We start from the raw sequence: 16,572 nt of genomic DNA on the forward strand, positions 1-16,572 counted from the left end.
TCATGAAAAGTAAGCTGCGTGAAATAGTACTTGATATTGAAACTACAGGCCTTGATATTGAATTTGGCCACCGGATTATTGAAATAGGGTGTATAGAATTGATTAATCGGGTCCCAACAGGCAAAGTATTCCATCAGTATTTTAACCCAGAAAGGGATGTACCTTATCACTCATTTAAGATTCATGGCATTAGTGAAGAATTTTTGGAAGATAAGCCATTATTTTCAGATGTCGTACTTGAATTTCTTGACTTTATATCTACCGATATTTTAATAATTCATAACGCTGAATTTGATATTAAGTTTCTTAATATGGAACTTAGTAAACTAAATACCGGATTAATTTCTTCGGACAGAGTGTTGGATACATTACCACTTGCAAGAAAAAAGTTTGCAGGTTCACCCGCATCTTTAAGTGCATTATGTAAGCGTTTTAATATATCGCTAAAGGACAGAGAATTACACGGAGCACTAATTGATGCTCAGCTGCTTGCAAAAGTTTATGTTGAGCTTACAGGAGGGTTACAAACTTTCTTATTTGATAATCAGTGCAAGCAAGATAATAATTCCACAGTCATTTACCGTAAAATACGTGATTTATCTCGTAGGAAACACTCACCAAGCAATGAAGAAATTAATGAACATAGAAAACTGTTGGATAAAATTAACAACCCACTTTGGAAAGAACATATTGAATAAGTTGGCTAACAAGATATAATCTTATTTTATTTAAGGTGTTCTAATGATAAAGTTTGTAAGATTATTATCTACCATGCTAATAGTATTAGCAGTTATTTTTCTTAGTTATTGTTATTTCACCAAAAAAGGTATATTTGCTCCAATAGTTATTCACAAGGCAGAAGTTAAAATAGGGGGAGATTTTGTTCTGATTAATCAAGATAATCAAATTATACGCAGTAATGATTTTAAAGATAAATATATGATGATTTTTTTCGGGTTTTCTTCATGCAAAAAGGTTTGTCCCATGAATCTTGGAATAATCTCGGAGGTACTTGCAAAACTAGATGAGAAAACCAATGAAAAGCTACAAACATTTTTTATAACAGTTGACCCTGAACGTGATAATACAGAAAAACTTAAAGAATTCCAACAGCAATTTGACCATAGAATACAAATGTTAACTGGTGAAAGAGAAAAAATAGATGAGGTAATCACGAGTTATAAAGTATACACCAGCAAAATTGGTGAAGAAGAGGAAATCAACCATTCTTCGATAATATATCTCATTGGCCCTGGAGGAAAATATGCTACGCACTTTGTAGCTGACCTAAACTCAGACGAAAGTCAATCCGATAAGATTGTAGCTGAAATTAAGAAACATATAAATGAACCATAAAATTCTCTTGCTTAAAATTGTACACTAAGTTCAAGATAATTAGTATTTAAAATCAGAGGTATAGATAGGTTCATTTACCGATATAGAGTTGTCTTGGTCTACAAACCTTAGTTTCCCTGTCACTCATCATTTCATACCATTGAGTAACCCATCCAGTGGTTCTTGAAAGGGCAAAAATAGGCGTGAACATATTTGAAGGAATATTGATAGCATTCATTATTATACCTGAGTAAAAATCAACATTAGGATACAACTTACGCACAATAAAATACTCATCCTTTAAAGCCATTTCTCCAAGCCTCTTTGCAACCTTAAGTAGTTCATTATTTTGTTCAAGCTTATCTAAAATTTCATCACAAGTATCTTTTAATATGCGTGCACGTGGATCGTAATTTTTATAAACACGATGTCCAAACCCCATCAATCTAAATGGATCTTTATCATCTCTAGCTTTTTCAATAAATTTATCTATATCTCCACTTTGTCTTATTTCTTCTAACATATTTATAGTTGCCTCATTAGCACCACCATGTGCTGGTCCCCAAAGTGTAGCAACTCCTGCAGATAGACTCGCTAATAAATTAGAACCAGCAGATCCTACTAATCTGACAGCTGTTGTAGAAGCATTTTGCTCATGGTCAGCATGAAGAGTAAATATTTTATCGAGAGCTCTTGCAAAAAGAGTGCCCCTATCGTTATTAAAAGCATCGCCGAACATCATCCTCAAGAAATTTTCACTATAGTTTAATTCATTATTGGTATTTATAAATGCCTGATCGTTTATATACCTATATATCATTGCAACAATTACAGGGATCTGGGCTATTGCAGAGATTCCAAAATTCAGGTCTTCATTATTAATATTAGTACCATGTTTTTCATAGTACAATGCTGACAAACTTGCAAAACATGCAATCAAAATTGACATAGGATGAGCAGTTTTTGGAAATGCTTTAATTACATCAATAACCTGTTCCGGCACTTTAGATAACTCTTTTATTTTTAGAAGAAACGTTCTGTGTTGACTTGAACTAGGTAATTTACCATAAAGTAATAGATAAATTACAGCAGTAAAATCATTATTCTCTGTTAAATCAGCTATATCATGTCCCCTATATCTAAGGACTCCTTTATCTCCATCAATAAATGTAATTGCAGAAGAACACGAAGATGTGGAAATAAACCCTGGATCATAAGTGAATAGCCCTGTTGCCTTATATAAATCCTTAATATTTAACACATCAGGGCCTATTGTTCCACTTAATATGGGTAGTTCAACCTTTAACCCATTGTTTAATTCTAATAACGCTTTTTTATCCATAACCCGGTCTATCAAATTTTATATAAAGCATGCAAACTAAAAAGTATATATAACTTGGTTAACTTTAGATTAATCGCATTAAACAGTCATTAATGCTTTTACTTTTGCATTCAAGCGACTTATTTTACGCGCAGCAGTATTCTTATGAAGAAGACCTTTATTTACACACTTGTGCAAATTAGATTCAGCGTTTCGAAATGCTAAAATGACATTTTCTTTATCACCAGACTTAATTATATCAACTAATTTTTTAATAGCAGTGCGAGTTTTGCTTTTACGAATTTTATTTACTAAAGTGCGTTTTGCTATTACCTTTACCATTTTTTTAGCACTCTTATGATTTGCCATATATTAAGACCTAAAACACTGTATTTTTTTTATTGTAAATGCTTTTCAGTAATTTGCAATACCAGTTTTCTTGTGGCCAATTTACTACTTTTTCCTTCAATAGTTTTTTTTAAATTTTTCAAGAATTCGCCTTTGCTTAATCCAGGATATATTGGAGGCAATATTTCTATTACTGCCTTTCCAGGATTTTTTCTCATAGAAAGTATGCTCTTTGGCCAAAATAAACCAGTATTTAAAGCAACTGGCAATACAGGAACAGATAATACACTATATAAAGCAACTACCCCTGATTGATATTTCGTCTTTTGCTTTGCAACTGTTCTGGTGCCTTCAGGAAATATGATTACGTTCCTATTTTCTTTCACACGTAACTTAGCTAACTTAACAATATAGCGTATAGAACTGATACCATCTGAGCGATTGATAAAAATCATTCCAAGTGCCATGAGGTGTAAGCCAATAAATGGAATCCATTTCAGTTCACGTTTTAAAACAAAAACTGCATTTCTAAATAAAAGCATAAAAATAAATGTCTCAAACGGAGATTGATGCTTAGAAGCTATTATGAAGGGCTGCTTTGGAACGTTTTCCATTCCCCTGATTTCATATTCAACACCACATAGTAAACGAAGCATGTATAATACAATCTTTATTGAGAAGGTAAGAAAAATAGTTACTACATGTGTAGGAAAAAAGAGTATGGGAAGAGTAACTAAAGTATAAAGCACCTCCCATAATATAAGAAAAAAATTAAATAACAAACTTGAAGTCACAAATCCAGATGAATTTATTTAAGTCTAACTCTACTACAAACTTAAAACAACAAGTTTAACTATTGATTACCTGAGTAATAGGATGCAAATCAGCTAATTCAGCTTTCAATTCTTTATTAGTAATGTGAGTATATATTTGTGTTGTAGAAAGGTTAGTATGACCAAGAACTCTTTGTATCAGTGTAATGCTTGCTCCACTATCGAGTAAATGAGTAGCAAAAGAATGCCTAATTACATGCGGAGAGATTTTACTTTCATCAATATTACATTTTCTCGCCAATTCCTTAATTAATTGACCGATTCTCTGCTTGTAATCTGCCTATTGGGTTTATTACCTGTGGAAATAACCAATCAGATTCCTTATCTCCAAGTATTAGGTTGTGACGAACTAATAAATAATTTTTAAGGCTTTTTAGTGCTTGTTCCTTAAAAAGGATTCTCCTTTCTTTACCACTTTTTCCTTTTATGATTATGTAACATTCTTTATCACTATTGTTTACTAAATGTAACACTTCACATAACTTTATATTAATCAGTTCAGTAATACGCATACCAGAAGAGTAAAGGATATCTAAAATGGTACATGATCTCCTATTGCTTATCTCTTTATTTGATCTGCTTACTGATTTTCTGACTGTGTTCATTAGTAAAAGCATTTCCCCAATACTCAAATACTTTAGTAAAGGACGAGAAACTCTTGGATTTTTTAATTCATCATCACTAGCCAGAGCTGGATTGAAGTCTATTATTGTATCATTAAATAGGCACTTATAAAAATTTTTCATAACAGATATTTTTCTTATATAGAACTACTTTTATATTTCTTTTGTATACTTAGATACCTAACATAATCTTTAATATTAGCTTTGCTTGCACTAATTAAAGTAGTACCACTTTTAAATAAAAAACTCTCAAGTTAAAGTAAATCTGAACAATAACTTTCTAAAGTATTTTGCATAGCAGATCTTTTTGATACCAAAGCATCTATATAATACGTTATGTAAAGGTTTCCTTTTTTACCCTGCAACTGTTTATTCTGCATTATTAGCCTCTATATTTATTTCTTTGACTACAGTTTGATTAGAAATGTTACTCATATTTTTTATTAGGAAATACGAGATAAATAAAGCATTTACTAATATTATAAGTACAATAAACTTTCGTCTTAATTTTTTTTTCAGACTTGATCTTACTTTTACCATAGTTAAATTATAACATTCAAATCTATAGAAAATACCTTATAAACTACCATAATAACTATCCCTTGATCATATCTAATTATATCTATATTAAAATGATAATTTTCTATAGCACTAATGTGATTAAATGGTGGCTCATTTACAGAGCATAGATGTTAATAAATTCTTAATATATATGATAATCGCTCTTTTTTAGTAAAGTACTAACAAAAGGAATGGTAATATTTGATCCCATAGATTCATTATCTATTCTCTCCATAATTTTATTAACACTATGAAAAGAACGTTCTATTCTTGCTAAAATATAATCAATCACTCTCAAATTAACCCTCATTTGTTTATCTGAAAATCGTTTTACCAACATAATTCGCAACAGTTCTTCGCTTGCAGGTGGAATTTTCACACTGGTAGTTGATAGTACACGAGAACTTAAATCTTTTAATTTTAAATTAAGTTTTTTTGGTGAAGATGAAGAAGTAATAAGTAGTCTTTTGTTATTTTCTTTCATATAGTTGTAACAATGTAACAACATTGCTTGATCTTGAACATTTTGTACATCTTCTAAAATAAAAGCATTGCTATATCTCATCTCATTTACAAAATTATTTACATTGATAAAAATTGCATTATTTATCGATCGCCAGATGTGAGCAAGATGAGTCTTACCAGAACCTTTAGGTCCAAAGAGAATCATACATTTCCAAGACAGGTCATCAATTACTGAATTGTACACATGCTTATTTTCACTTAAAACAATAAAATTTTGCCAACTATAATCAGTTTGATTATTGCTAAATAAATTTAATTGCATACTAAACATAACCCCTACACCTCTGACAGTGAGTTTTGTGTTAAAATTTGCTTATTCTTGTTATGTACAAATAATATTTTAAAGTCCATGTTCTTCATTATCATAAGTTATATAAAAAATCTGTTAACCACCCTTATAAAACTCACTTTGAAGATATATATCTATTGCATATCTTATTGATACATTAATAATCGCTATTATTGGAATAAAAAGTAATATACCTATCAACCCAAAATATGAAGCACATGTAGTTACTCCAAGGATAATTACAGCTGGATATATATGAACTTTTTTCCCTATTAATAAAGGAATTAGTATGTTCGCATCTATTAACTGTCCAACACTAAATAATGCTAAAACAGCAGCGCTTTTGAACCACCCACTGAATTGAGCAATAGCACTCAAAAACCCAATAATAGTATATATTAATGGCCCTATATAAGGTATAAATGTTAATATTCCTGATAAAATTCCAATAGCAACAGGATGTTTCAACCCGATTATACTAAGACCTATAGAATAAAAGGCCATCATAACAACGCATATGTTTACCTGCCCTTTTAGGTAATTAAGTATAATAAAATCTACTTTTGAAAAAAAAACTGCAACTTTTTCTTTATAAGGAACAGGAACTAATTCACTAATCTTTATTATAATTAGAGGCCAATCACGCAATATATAGAAAAACATTACCGGAATAATTACTACCAATGATACTACATGAATTAAGTTAAAGCTTGAGCTTAACACCTGGACAATAAAATTACCTATAATACCAAAAGCGTTTATAGAATAAGATATATAATCGCCGCAATTTTTTACTAGATTTTCAGATAAGTGATCAAACAAACCATCTCCTACTTTTATATTAAGAAACTCTAATGCAGATGAGATACCTTTAAGGTTTAAGAAAGGTGCTTTACTGATTAAAAAATTTAATATCGAAGTAATTTGAACATATATAATAGGTAAAACAAATGTAACAATTAATACAAGAACCAGCAGTAGCACAAATATTATAAAAATTACAGAATATAGGCGCGGTATTTTATGCTTTTCAAACTTTACTACTAGCGGATTGAATAAATATGCTACAACAATAGATATTAAGCATGGAAAAATCATAGGGTACACTAAGAATAACGTGCCAATTATAGGAGGTAGTGCAAGACAAATAGATATATGAAGTTTTTGCATGCTTTTGGCGTAGTCAATTTATAAAAAAATACACGGTTTATTTTACTCACCTCAAAGGCATTTTGCAATTTATTATCAATTACGTTTCATAGAACTATTTTAAAAAGATTATAATAGATTAAGTCTTTGAAATATTATATGCTACCATATCGTTTTCTCACATTTAGTAAACCTAAACCAATTTGGTTATATTATATCGACTTTCTATATAATCTAGAAAAGGATAAATAACTACTTTTTTTTAATAAAAATAATTAACTCTTAGTTATATAAATATTTATAAAACTTACTAAGTTAGAAAAGAAGGCAGGTGAGACCCTTTAGTAGCTCTCTCTAATTCTGTAAATTGGTATTCTATACTACCTTAAATGCTTCAAAAGCTCATTTCAGCTTATATAGATAAAACCTTAGAAAGGTTGTAAAAACATAAGGTACACATAATACCAGGAATCAGACAGGATATCGATTACGTGATACTTTCATTATAATGATAAGAAAGCTAGCAAAACTTGTTAAGGAGTTTTTAGTGTTCTGTTTCTACAGCTACTTGAAACTTATTATGGAATGCTAAAGCTATGCAGACAAAGGCCTAATGCTTTAGTGTTTTTAACTCAGGAAAACTATCACCTCTATTTTCTATAGAAGAAGATGGTGTGCTATTTCCAGTATTGCCTTCAATTGGAATGGTGGGTCGTATCAAAGCAACCTTTATGACCTCATCAATATTCTTGGCAAGAACTATATTGATCTTTTCCTTAATCTTTGCTGGAATTTCTTGTATATCTTTCTCATTTTCGCTAGGTATAACTACAGTCTTAATTGATCCTCTGAGTGCTGCAAGTAACTTTTCTCTTAAGCCTCCAATAGCTAAAACTCTACCACGTAATGTCACTTCACCTGTCATAGCAACACTTTTATCAACTGGTATGCTTGTCATAAGAGAAACAATAGACGTACATACTGCGCTACCAGCAGAAGGCCCATCCTTTGGCACAGCACCTTCAGGTATATGCAAATGTATATCGTTACTTTGAAATTTTTCAGGCTCTATACCAAAAAACAGACAATTTGAACGAACATAACTATATGCAGCTTTTATAGATTCCTGCATCACCTCTCCAAGTTTTCCTGTGTATTTTATTTCTCCCTTACCAGGAATCAGAACTGACTCTATCATTAAAATATCACCACCTGTTTCAGTATAAGCGAGTCCAGTTACCACACCTACTAAACTCTCATTTTCTGCAATACCAAAGGTATACTTACGTATTCCTAAATAATCTTGTAAATTATCAACTCTTACAGATATTTCCCTACTTTTATCAGTTAATATCTTCTTAACCGCTTTCCTCATAAGCTTCGCAAGCTCCCTTTCCATACTACGCACGCCGCTTTCACGTGTGTATAAACGTATCAACTCATACAGTGCATCATCAGTTATACTCCATTCCTTCTGACGTAAACCGTGCTCTTTTTTCAATTTAGGGATCAGATAATATCTAGCAATATTAATCTTTTCATCTTCAGTATAACCAGACAATTGTATAATTTCCATCCTATCACGCAAAGGATATGGCAAATTTAAGCTGTTCGCTGTAGCTACAAACATTACACTTGAAAGATTAAACTCAACTTCTAAATAATGGTCTGTAAAGTGCTTATTATGTTCTGTATCCAAAACTTCAAGCAACGCAGACGCAGGATCGTCACGCGAATCAGAGCCCATTTTATCTATCTCATCAAGTAAAAAGAGCGGGTTGCACGAATTAGCTTTTTTCATGTGTTGGATAATCTTGCCAGGCATAGAACCAATATATGTTTTTCTATGGCCACGTATTTCAGATTCATCACGTACACCACCAAGAGCAATGCGAACAAAATCCCTACCTACCGCTCTTGCTATAGATTTAGCTAAAGAAGTTTTACCAACGCCAGGTGGTCCAACTAGACAAAGTATAGGACCTTTTATCTCTTTTACTCTCTTCAATACTGCTAAAAATTCTATTATCCTATCTTTTACCTTCTCTATGCCATAATGATTCTCGTCTAAGATTTTCTTTGCTGCATTTAAGTTAATTTTTATATCTTTATGCTTTCCCCATGGCAGATCAAGCAACCAATACAGATAATTAGATATAACTGTAGCTTCAGGAGAAACAGGGTTCATTTTCCTATATCTCTTCAATTCAGTCATAGCTTTTTCTTTTGCTTCCTGAGAAAGCTTTGTTTCATTTATCTTTTTCTCAAATTCACTTACTGTGCTTCCTTCTTCTCCATTCTCAAATTCACCTAGTTCTTTCTGTATAGCTTTCAATTGTTCATTAAGATAGTAGGCTTTCTGAGTGCTCTCAACTTGTGATTTAATTGTTTTACACAAACGGTTTTGTGCATCCAAAATACTTATTTCTCTTTCAATAAAAGTGAAAGTTTTTCTTAAACGCTCTACTGTACTATAAGTCTCAAGTATGCTTTGTTTATCTGATGCTTTTACGTTTAAATACGAAACTATCGTGTCTACAAGCTGATCAAGCTTTTTGATTTGTTCAATTGGACTAACAACAACTTCAGGATGATTTTTCTTATTTAGTTTACACCAGCTATCAAATGCGTTTATAACAGAGCGCCTCAAAGCCTCTAGATCAACATTATCTTCATCATCTTCACACTCATAGTAACTACTCAACTCTACTTTAGCCTGTAATAAAGTATGAGAGTCGATATACTCTAAAACTCTTCCTCTGTTTACTCCTTGAACTACAACCTTTACTGCATTATCAGGTAGTCTTATTAATGATTGTACAATATTTGCTAGCACACCTACCTCATAAAGGTCTTGTGGTTCCGGGTTATCAATAGAACCATCTCGTTGTGTCACAAGAAAAATCTCATTTCGGCGACTACTATTATCAATAGCACACTCTAACGCATTGATAGATCTTTCCCTACCTATAAATAAAGGAACCATCATACTTGGAAAAACTACTACATCTCTTAAAGGCAATACTGGCAATGTAACAAAAACAGAGTCTACAGTACATTCAACACTCATAACACTACCCCAAACTAATCATTAACTGTTATAATAGTACCTTTATTACTACGATTAATCACTGCTTTTCCTAGCTCTACCATTTCTTTAGTAATCACTATTGTACTACCTTCAAGACCTCCATTTCCAGCTGTATACATAACATCAAGCAAAAGTGACTCTAAAATAGCACGCAACATTCTTGCACCTGTCTTATAACTCATAGCCTTTTCAGCAATAGCTGATATTGCTTCATCTGTAAACTCAAGGGTTACTTTGCTAAATGCAAGTAATGCCTTGTACTGTTTTATTAGTGCATTTCTTGGCTCTATTAGTACATGTACTAAATCTTCATGATCTAACTCATCTAAAACAGCAGTTATTTGAACCCGCCCTACAAACTCCGGTATTAAACCAAATTTGATCAAATCTTCAGGTTGAACATCATGTAAAACATTCTTTTTCCTTTGCTCCCTAGAATGACTGATATCCGCCCCAAAGCCAACTGATGTTCCTCTTTTCCTTGCTTCAATAATTTTATCTAGACCTTCAAAAGCTCCTCCACAGATAAACAATATATTATTAGTATCCACTTGTATAAGTTCTTGTTGTGGATGTTTACGTCCCCCATGCGGTGGAACATAAGCGACTGTACCTTCCATAATCTTAAGCAGAGCTTGCTGCACTCCTTCACCTGAAACATCACGCGTTATTGAAGTGCTTTCAGATTTCCTTGTAATTTTATCTATTTCATCTATAAATACTATACCACGCTGCGCTTTTGTAACATCATAGTTTGCAGCTTGCAACAAACGTGACAACACACTTTCTACATCATCGCCTACATAACCTGCTTCCGTTAAAGTTGTCGCATCAGCCATAGCAAACGGCACATCCGAGACTTTAGCAAGTGTCTTAGCTAACAAAGTTTTACCAGAACCAGTGGGACCAATGAGCATTACATTCGATTTCTCAATCTCAATGTCACTTATAGAGTGAATTTGTGCCATGGATTGACAATGGTTATACATAGCCACAGACAAAACATGTTGTGCATGCTCTTGACCCACAACATGTTTGCTAAGAAAATTTTTTATGTCCTCAGGTTTCTTTAATAATAACTTCACATCAGACATATAATCTGAATTAAAAGGCCCTCCTTTTTTTTGACTTATTGCCTTATGAGATAACTCTATGCACTCATTACAAATAAACACTTTTAAGCCATCTGAAGAATTAGTAATTAATTTATCTACTTCATTTTGTGCTTTATTACAAAAAGAACAACGGTGTAAATTATTATTATAATCCATTAATTCACCCTCTACTCAACTTTAATATCTTCGCGCTCAGCCATTACTTTATCAACCAATCCAATTTTCTTGGCTTCTTCAGAATCCATGAATTTATCTCTCTCCATCATTTCTTCAATTTTCTTTAGTGAATTTCCAGTATGTTTTTCATAAATCTGATTCAGCTTCTTCTTAACTCGTAGAATCTCATTAGCATGTATTTCTATGTCGGTTGCTTGACCCTGATAACCACCAGATGGTTGATGTATCATAATTCTTGAATGTGGCAAAGAATAACGCTTACCTTTTGTACCAGCTGCAAGTAGTAAAGAACCCATAGATGCAGCTTGACCTATACACAAAGTCGAAACATCAGGCTTTATATACTGCATTGTATCATAGATCGATAAACCAGCAGTTACAATACCACCTGGCGAGTTAATATACATATAAATATCCTTGTCAGGGTTTTCTGACTCCAAAAATAAAAGCTGTGCCACTATTACACTAGCCATGCTGTCTTCAATAGGCCCAGTCACAAAAATTATTCTTTCTTTCACTAATCTCGAATATATGTCATAAGCACGCTCACCACGACTAGTTTGTTCAATTACAATTGGTATAAGAGTCATACCCTTCTCACTAGATATTATCAAACAATTCCTTTAATTCTTTTACAGAAACAACTTGCTCTTTTTTATTAACCTTTTCCATTATATAATCTGTAACTTTATGCTCAAGAGCTTGTCCTTTAACCAACCATTGAAACTGCCTATTTGACCTAAAATGCTTCACTATTTTATCAAACGGCATATTTTTATTAACATACTGATTCATAACAACATTCAGAATATCATTCTGAGTTAACGATATTTTATGTTCTGTACTAAACTTCATAAATAACACTGCAAGCTTTACACGCCTTTCAGCCTCTTTACAAGAATCGTCCCCAGAGTCCAATTCCTTTTTTACTCTCTGTTGTTCCTGTTTCACCACTTCCGTAGGTAACCCAAAGCTATAACCAGCATCTAAACAATCAAACAGCTCTTTTTTAATCAATAGATCTCCCATCTCTTTACACTGATCACTAATTACTTTTTTAGCATATTTTTTTAGTAACGAATAATTTTCAAAACCCATTTTTTTAGCTATTTCATCATTACTTCTAAAACCTCGAATAATTTGAATATCATTAACTAGAACAGAAAAATTACTTTCCTGTCCTGCAAGAGAAATTACTTGGTAATCTTCAGGAAATTTTAACTTAAAGCTTTTTGTTTCTCCTTTTCTCATACCAATCAATTGATCCTCAAAACCATTAATAAATGTTCCGGAACCTAAAATCACCTTAAAGTTCTTATCACTTCCACCTCTAAAAAGCTTATTTCTAATTCGCCCTTTAAAGTCAATTATTAATTTATCTCCATTTTTTGCCTGATAAGAAACATCATTAACAGAGACAAAATCAGGAAATTTTGCCTTTATAGAGGCAATAAATTCTCTTATGTCTTCCTCTTCGATTTTTGCCTCAATTCTCTTCAAATTTATTTTATCAAGATCTATCAATGGTACCTCTGGCATTGACTCAAAAGATAGTTTATATACAAAACTGTCCTTTTCATCTTTTTTGTCTAGATTTGGTAATGATATAATATCAATTTTAGGATAAACATGAGATTTAACTCCAATTTTTTCCATCAAATCAGTAGAGCAATAGTCAATCGTATTGTTTACTACATATTCTAAAGCTTCGCTTTTATAATTCGTAACAACGAGATCATAAGGCATCTTGCCAGACCGAAATCCAGGCAATTTTGCACTTTTAGCTATTTCTTGTAATCTAAAACCCATTTTCTGTCTTATACAATCACTACTTACCGTAATTTCATACTCATGCTTAAGTTTATCTATACCTAATTCTCTATAAGTATAAATACTATCTGATACACCTATTTTAACTGTACTTTGAGGTATACTATTAGACATTATAACCTACTTACAAGTATTTTAATTCACACCTTAACAAAGTTATTTTATCAGGATTTAAGTTAAATACAATCTTTAAGAACAGATTTTTTATAGAAACAAAAGCATATTTAGTGATTATAAACTTTTTTTTAGAATCTAAGTTATGTAAGTGCGGATAGAGGGACTTGAACCCCCATGAACAAGATCACCAAGACCTAAACCTGGCACGTCTACCAATTCCGCCATATCCGCAAAAATTTTCCAGTAACTTATAGCTACACCACAAATCTATTTCTATTATCTTATGATAGAACTCATCTTGAAGATTATACCCAGTGTCACAAAATTAGAATAACGACCTTATAATACTCTAATCAATTCCACTTATCAATCTACTTAAGCAAACCTAAATTACTTCAAACTAACATTATAGTACTACATTAAAATACTCAAGATCTAAAATCTTACTCAATTATGGTATTTACATAATCAAAAAAGCTTATTAATATCTTTTAACAAAAACTCTAAACCCTGAAAATCAATAATGAGACTGATAGCAAATTTTTTACTTGCAATCTTTCTGATTACACAAAGTGGATGCACAACCCTTATAATAAGTGGTGTAGTAGCTACTACAGCGACAGCAGTAGCAATGCAAGATAAATCTTTAGGAAATATTGTCGACGATACAACTATAATAATCAGAATCAATAAGGAGCTCTTAAAGCATGGATTATTTTCACCTGTAAAAGTTAAAGTAAGTGAAGGAAGAGTACTGCTTATTGGGAATGTCGATACGCCCGAAAAACAACTTACAGCAGAAAAAATAGCTTGGCAGGAAAAAGAAGTTAAAGAGGTAATAAATGAAATAAGGGTAACACCAATTCAAACAATTTCCATACTTGACTCTATTATAGATGGTATGATAACAGCAGAAATAAGAACAAGGTTTTTAGGGAAAAGAAATATCAAATCAATTAATTACAGTGTTAACACAGTTGATGGAACTGTTTATTTAATGGGTATAGCTCAGAATAAAGCAGAACTAAAAGCTGTAATAGCAATTGCAAGAAAAGTTAAAGGAGTAAAGCAAGTTGTAAGTTATGTACGTCATAGACATAGCAAGTTACGACGTTAATGGAAGCTTAGTTTTTAAATGGTAGTTTTATTTTAAAAATAATATATAAATGAGAGTTGCTTTTCAAATGGATGAAAATATAAACTTTGAAACTGATACTACATTTGCACTAATAAAGGAAGCACAAAGGAGAAAGCACGAAATTTTCATTTATGTTCCTAATAATTTAGCATTAAATCTAAACCAGCCAATCGCTCTTGCTCAGAAAGTTAGTGCTGATGATTCTGGTCTTACCTCTAGAAAAGACGTAATAATTAACTTAAATGAAATAGAAATCATATTTATTAGACAGAATCCACCTTTTGATATGCGTTACATTACAACCACTTATATTTTAGAGAAAGCCAGTGCTTTAGTAATAAACAATCCAACAGAGATAAGAAATTGTCCTGAAAATTAATCACCTCATTATTTCCAGAATTAACTTTGCCGACTTTAATCACTGAAAATACATCAATGATTAGGAATTTTTACCATAATCATGACAAAAATATTGTTCTGAAGCCATTGTATAGCTATGGAGGAAACGACGTAATGAGAGCAAGAGATGAAAGTAATATTCAAATAATACTGGAACTAATGATTTCAAAATATAAATGCCCTATAATTGCGCAAGCATTTTGTAAGAATATAGATAAAGATAAAAGAATATTATTACTGGATGGCCAACCAATTGGAGCAATGAAACGAGTCCCAAGAGTCAGTGAAGAAATCAGAACAAACTTACAACTTGGAGCAAGTTTTCTACCAGCTGAAATGAGTGACAGAGATAATGAAATTTGTAATAAAATTGGCCCTGAACTAAAGAAAAGAGGGTTAATATTCGTTGGCATTGACATTATAGATAATTTTCTCCTTGAAATTAACATAACCTCACCTACAGGTGTAGTTTACATCAATAAGCTATATAATATAGCATTAGAAAAAAAACTATGGGATACATTTGAAGAAAAAGCAAGCATCCATACTCGTCATCAAAATCTTTGAGCTATTATCTTAATAAATTCATCAACTCCATTTTTTATTCTTGCTTTTTTAGTATTATTAGCCATATCACTCAATTTTTGAGAATTTCCTAATAAATCAACTAGTAATTCTCTTAGATTTCTTTTCGTTTCACTATTTTGCTCAATTATCACAGCTGCTCCTAAATTCTCAATATATTTTGCGTTGTAAAATTGATGACCATCTTTTGAGTAGGGGTAAGGAATATATATAGCAGGACGCTTAGCAAGAGTGATCTCTGCTATTGAAGTTGCCCCTGCTCTGCTAATTACCAAATGAGTACTTGCTAATCTACTTTCTATGTCATCAAAAAACTCACTTAACTCATTACTGACTTTTTCACTTTCGTACAAGTCTTTGACCTTACTGATATTTTTTTTCGTACATTGCTGCGTTACTCTAAGCTTCTCTTTCACTTTAATAGGCAAATTACAAACTACGTCACTTATTACATCGTCAAAAAAACTTGCACCCTGACTAGCTGCTATCACTAATATATTCAAGTTCTCTTCAGAATGAATGTGATAATAGCCCTGCGCTTTTATATAAACAAAATTTCCTGTAAAAATACATCTATTGTTCTCTACATATTTAGTTTCCGGAAAGCTAGTTGCGATCAACTCTGCACCATTGAGAAAAAATCTATTTACTCTTCCTAAAACTGTATTTTGTTCATGTAAAATTATAGGTATAGAGAGAATTTTTGCAGCAAGAAGAGTTGGAAAAGAGGCATAGCTACCAAAACCAACAACTAGCTTTGGCTTTAGTTTTTTCATTTGACACAGTGCTAACACAAAGCTATATGTTAACAAAAAGAAAAATTTAAATCTATTATTACTTGGCCTACATAATGGCAGGGTATAGCTTTCTATATCTGTATTTTTATCTATTTTTTTATTAGTAAACAATATACAACTGTACCCTTGCAATTTTAGTGCTTTCGCCAAGGTCATAGCCGGGAAAATGTGTCCACCTGTTCCGCCTGTTGCGAGGATAACATCCATCTGTGTATAGTACATTGATACTAGATTATTAACTATTATTTAATAATTTGCACGTAGAATTTTATTAGGCTTTATAATAGAAAAATAGGAAGAAAAGTACTTAGCAACAATAGTAAAAAAGAAATTAACAAA

General features: G+C 31.9%; 15 protein-coding genes, 1 tRNA gene and 1 pseudogene. 4 read left to right on the forward strand and 13 right to left on the reverse strand.

What is annotated here, in order from left to right; translation table 11 throughout:
* Positions 1-2: 2 nt before the first annotated feature.
* Together dnaQ and WOVOC_RS01945 are read left to right on the forward strand one after the other, a co-directional pair.
* The gene (dnaQ, locus tag WOVOC_RS01940; protein WP_014869228.1) at positions 3-698 is read left to right on the forward strand and encodes a DNA polymerase III subunit epsilon; all 696 of its coding nucleotides are present in this window, start codon (positions 3-5) and stop codon (positions 696-698) included.
* A 43-nt stretch (positions 699-741) separates the two neighbouring features.
* Complete coding sequence (locus tag WOVOC_RS01945) at positions 742-1,356, forward strand: SCO family protein (RefSeq protein ID WP_025264151.1); 615 nt, start codon at positions 742-744, stop codon at positions 1,354-1,356.
* A gap of 70 nt (positions 1,357-1,426) precedes the next feature.
* Here the strand turns inward: WOVOC_RS01945 and WOVOC_RS01950 are convergent, their stop codons facing one another.
* From WOVOC_RS01950 to WOVOC_RS02005, 12 genes are all read right to left on the reverse strand, one after another.
* A complete protein-coding gene (locus WOVOC_RS01950) occupies positions 1,427-2,677 on the reverse strand; it encodes a citrate synthase (RefSeq protein WP_014869230.1) in 1,251 nt (416 codons plus the stop codon).
* Between the two features lie 78 nt (positions 2,678-2,755).
* A complete protein-coding gene (gene rpsT, locus WOVOC_RS01955; RefSeq protein ID WP_025264152.1) occupies positions 2,756-3,025 on the reverse strand; it encodes a 30S ribosomal protein S20 in 270 nt (89 codons plus the stop codon).
* 29 nt (positions 3,026-3,054) lie between these two features.
* On the reverse strand, positions 3,055-3,660 hold the full coding sequence (locus WOVOC_RS01960; protein ID WP_410543209.1) for a lysophospholipid acyltransferase family protein: 606 nt from the start codon (positions 3,658-3,660) through the stop codon (positions 3,055-3,057).
* 193 nt (positions 3,661-3,853) lie between these two features.
* Positions 3,854-4,078 (reverse strand): tyrosine-type recombinase/integrase, encoded by a 225-nt coding sequence (locus WOVOC_RS04905; protein WP_256377366.1) that lies wholly within the window; start codon positions 4,076-4,078, stop codon positions 3,854-3,856.
* Between the two features lie 4 nt (positions 4,079-4,082).
* Positions 4,083-4,583, reverse strand: a complete 501-nt coding sequence (locus WOVOC_RS04910) for a tyrosine-type recombinase/integrase (RefSeq protein ID WP_256377367.1) — start codon at positions 4,581-4,583, stop codon at positions 4,083-4,085.
* Between the two features lie 580 nt (positions 4,584-5,163).
* Complete coding sequence (locus WOVOC_RS01975) at positions 5,164-5,808, reverse strand: DnaA ATPase domain-containing protein (protein WP_025264154.1); 645 nt, start codon at positions 5,806-5,808, stop codon at positions 5,164-5,166.
* 123 nt (positions 5,809-5,931) lie between these two features.
* Positions 5,932-7,005 carry an AI-2E family transporter gene (locus WOVOC_RS01980; protein ID WP_014869234.1) on the reverse strand — a complete coding sequence of 358 codons (1,074 nt, stop codon included), beginning with the start codon at positions 7,003-7,005 and terminating at the stop codon, positions 5,932-5,934.
* A gap of 589 nt (positions 7,006-7,594) precedes the next feature.
* A complete protein-coding gene (gene lon / locus WOVOC_RS01985) occupies positions 7,595-10,054 on the reverse strand; it encodes an endopeptidase La (RefSeq protein WP_025264155.1) in 2,460 nt (819 codons plus the stop codon).
* A 14-nt stretch (positions 10,055-10,068) separates the two neighbouring features.
* Entirely contained in the window at positions 10,069-11,346 is a 1,278-nt protein-coding gene (gene clpX / locus WOVOC_RS01990; protein WP_014869236.1) for an ATP-dependent Clp protease ATP-binding subunit ClpX, read from the reverse strand.
* An 11-nt stretch (positions 11,347-11,357) separates the two neighbouring features.
* On the reverse strand, positions 11,358-11,957 hold the full coding sequence (clpP, locus tag WOVOC_RS01995) for an ATP-dependent Clp endopeptidase proteolytic subunit ClpP (RefSeq protein WP_014869237.1): 600 nt from the start codon (positions 11,955-11,957) through the stop codon (positions 11,358-11,360).
* Between the two features lie 10 nt (positions 11,958-11,967).
* A complete protein-coding gene (gene tig, locus WOVOC_RS02000; RefSeq protein WP_014869238.1) occupies positions 11,968-13,311 on the reverse strand; it encodes a trigger factor in 1,344 nt (447 codons plus the stop codon).
* Between the two features lie 152 nt (positions 13,312-13,463).
* A tRNA-Leu gene (locus tag WOVOC_RS02005) sits at positions 13,464-13,545 on the reverse strand.
* Between the two features lie 292 nt (positions 13,546-13,837).
* Here WOVOC_RS02005 and WOVOC_RS02010 point away from each other — a divergent pair.
* Both WOVOC_RS02010 and gshB read left to right on the forward strand, forming a co-directional pair.
* Positions 13,838-14,431 (forward strand): BON domain-containing protein, encoded by a 594-nt coding sequence (locus tag WOVOC_RS02010; protein ID WP_025264156.1) that lies wholly within the window; start codon positions 13,838-13,840, stop codon positions 14,429-14,431.
* Between the two features lie 49 nt (positions 14,432-14,480).
* Positions 14,481-15,418 (forward strand): annotated as a pseudogene (gene gshB / locus WOVOC_RS04945) (glutathione synthase).
* Here the strand turns inward: gshB and WOVOC_RS02020 are convergent.
* On the reverse strand, positions 15,406-16,440 hold the full coding sequence (locus WOVOC_RS02020) for a UDP-N-acetylglucosamine--N-acetylmuramyl-(pentapeptide) pyrophosphoryl-undecaprenol N-acetylglucosamine transferase (protein ID WP_025264157.1): 1,035 nt from the start codon (positions 16,438-16,440) through the stop codon (positions 15,406-15,408). The pseudogene gshB and the gene WOVOC_RS02020 overlap by 13 nt on opposite strands.
* Between the last annotated feature and the right edge of the window lie 132 nt (positions 16,441-16,572).

Origin of the sequence: Wolbachia endosymbiont of Onchocerca volvulus str. Cameroon, from assembly GCF_000530755.1 — a bacterium.
In the GTDB taxonomy this organism is placed as follows: domain Bacteria; phylum Pseudomonadota; class Alphaproteobacteria; order Rickettsiales; family Anaplasmataceae; genus Wolbachia.

Bases quoted from the DNA above. Each gene is read 5' to 3' on its own strand.
- clpX (WP_014869236.1), bottom strand. From the start codon at position 11,346: ATGGATTATAATAATAATTTACACCGTTGTTCTTTTTGTAATAAAGCA.
- WOVOC_RS01945 (WP_025264151.1), top strand. From the start codon at position 742: ATGATAAAGTTTGTAAGATTATTATCTACCATGCTAATAGTATTAGCA.
- WOVOC_RS01980 (WP_014869234.1), bottom strand. From the start codon at position 7,005: ATGCAAAAACTTCATATATCTATTTGTCTTGCACTACCTCCTATAATT.
- WOVOC_RS02020 (WP_025264157.1), bottom strand. From the start codon at position 16,440: ATGGATGTTATCCTCGCAACAGGCGGAACAGGTGGACACATTTTCCCG.
- WOVOC_RS02010 (WP_025264156.1), top strand. From the start codon at position 13,838: ATGAGACTGATAGCAAATTTTTTACTTGCAATCTTTCTGATTACACAA.
- WOVOC_RS01950 (WP_014869230.1), bottom strand. From the start codon at position 2,677: ATGGATAAAAAAGCGTTATTAGAATTAAACAATGGGTTAAAGGTTGAA.
- WOVOC_RS01960 (WP_410543209.1), bottom strand. From the start codon at position 3,660: ATGCTTCGTTTACTATGTGGTGTTGAATATGAAATCAGGGGAATGGAA.
- rpsT (WP_025264152.1), bottom strand. From the start codon at position 3,025: ATGGCAAATCATAAGAGTGCTAAAAAAATGGTAAAGGTAATAGCAAAA.
- tig (WP_014869238.1), bottom strand. From the start codon at position 13,311: ATGTCTAATAGTATACCTCAAAGTACAGTTAAAATAGGTGTATCAGAT.
- clpP (WP_014869237.1), bottom strand. From the start codon at position 11,957: ATGACTCTTATACCAATTGTAATTGAACAAACTAGTCGTGGTGAGCGT.
- dnaQ (WP_014869228.1), top strand. From the start codon at position 3: ATGAAAAGTAAGCTGCGTGAAATAGTACTTGATATTGAAACTACAGGC.
- WOVOC_RS01975 (WP_025264154.1), bottom strand. From the start codon at position 5,808: ATGCAATTAAATTTATTTAGCAATAATCAAACTGATTATAGTTGGCAA.
- WOVOC_RS04910 (WP_256377367.1), bottom strand. From the start codon at position 4,583: ATGAAAAATTTTTATAAGTGCCTATTTAATGATACAATAATAGACTTC.
- lon (WP_025264155.1), bottom strand. From the start codon at position 10,054: ATGAGTGTTGAATGTACTGTAGACTCTGTTTTTGTTACATTGCCAGTA.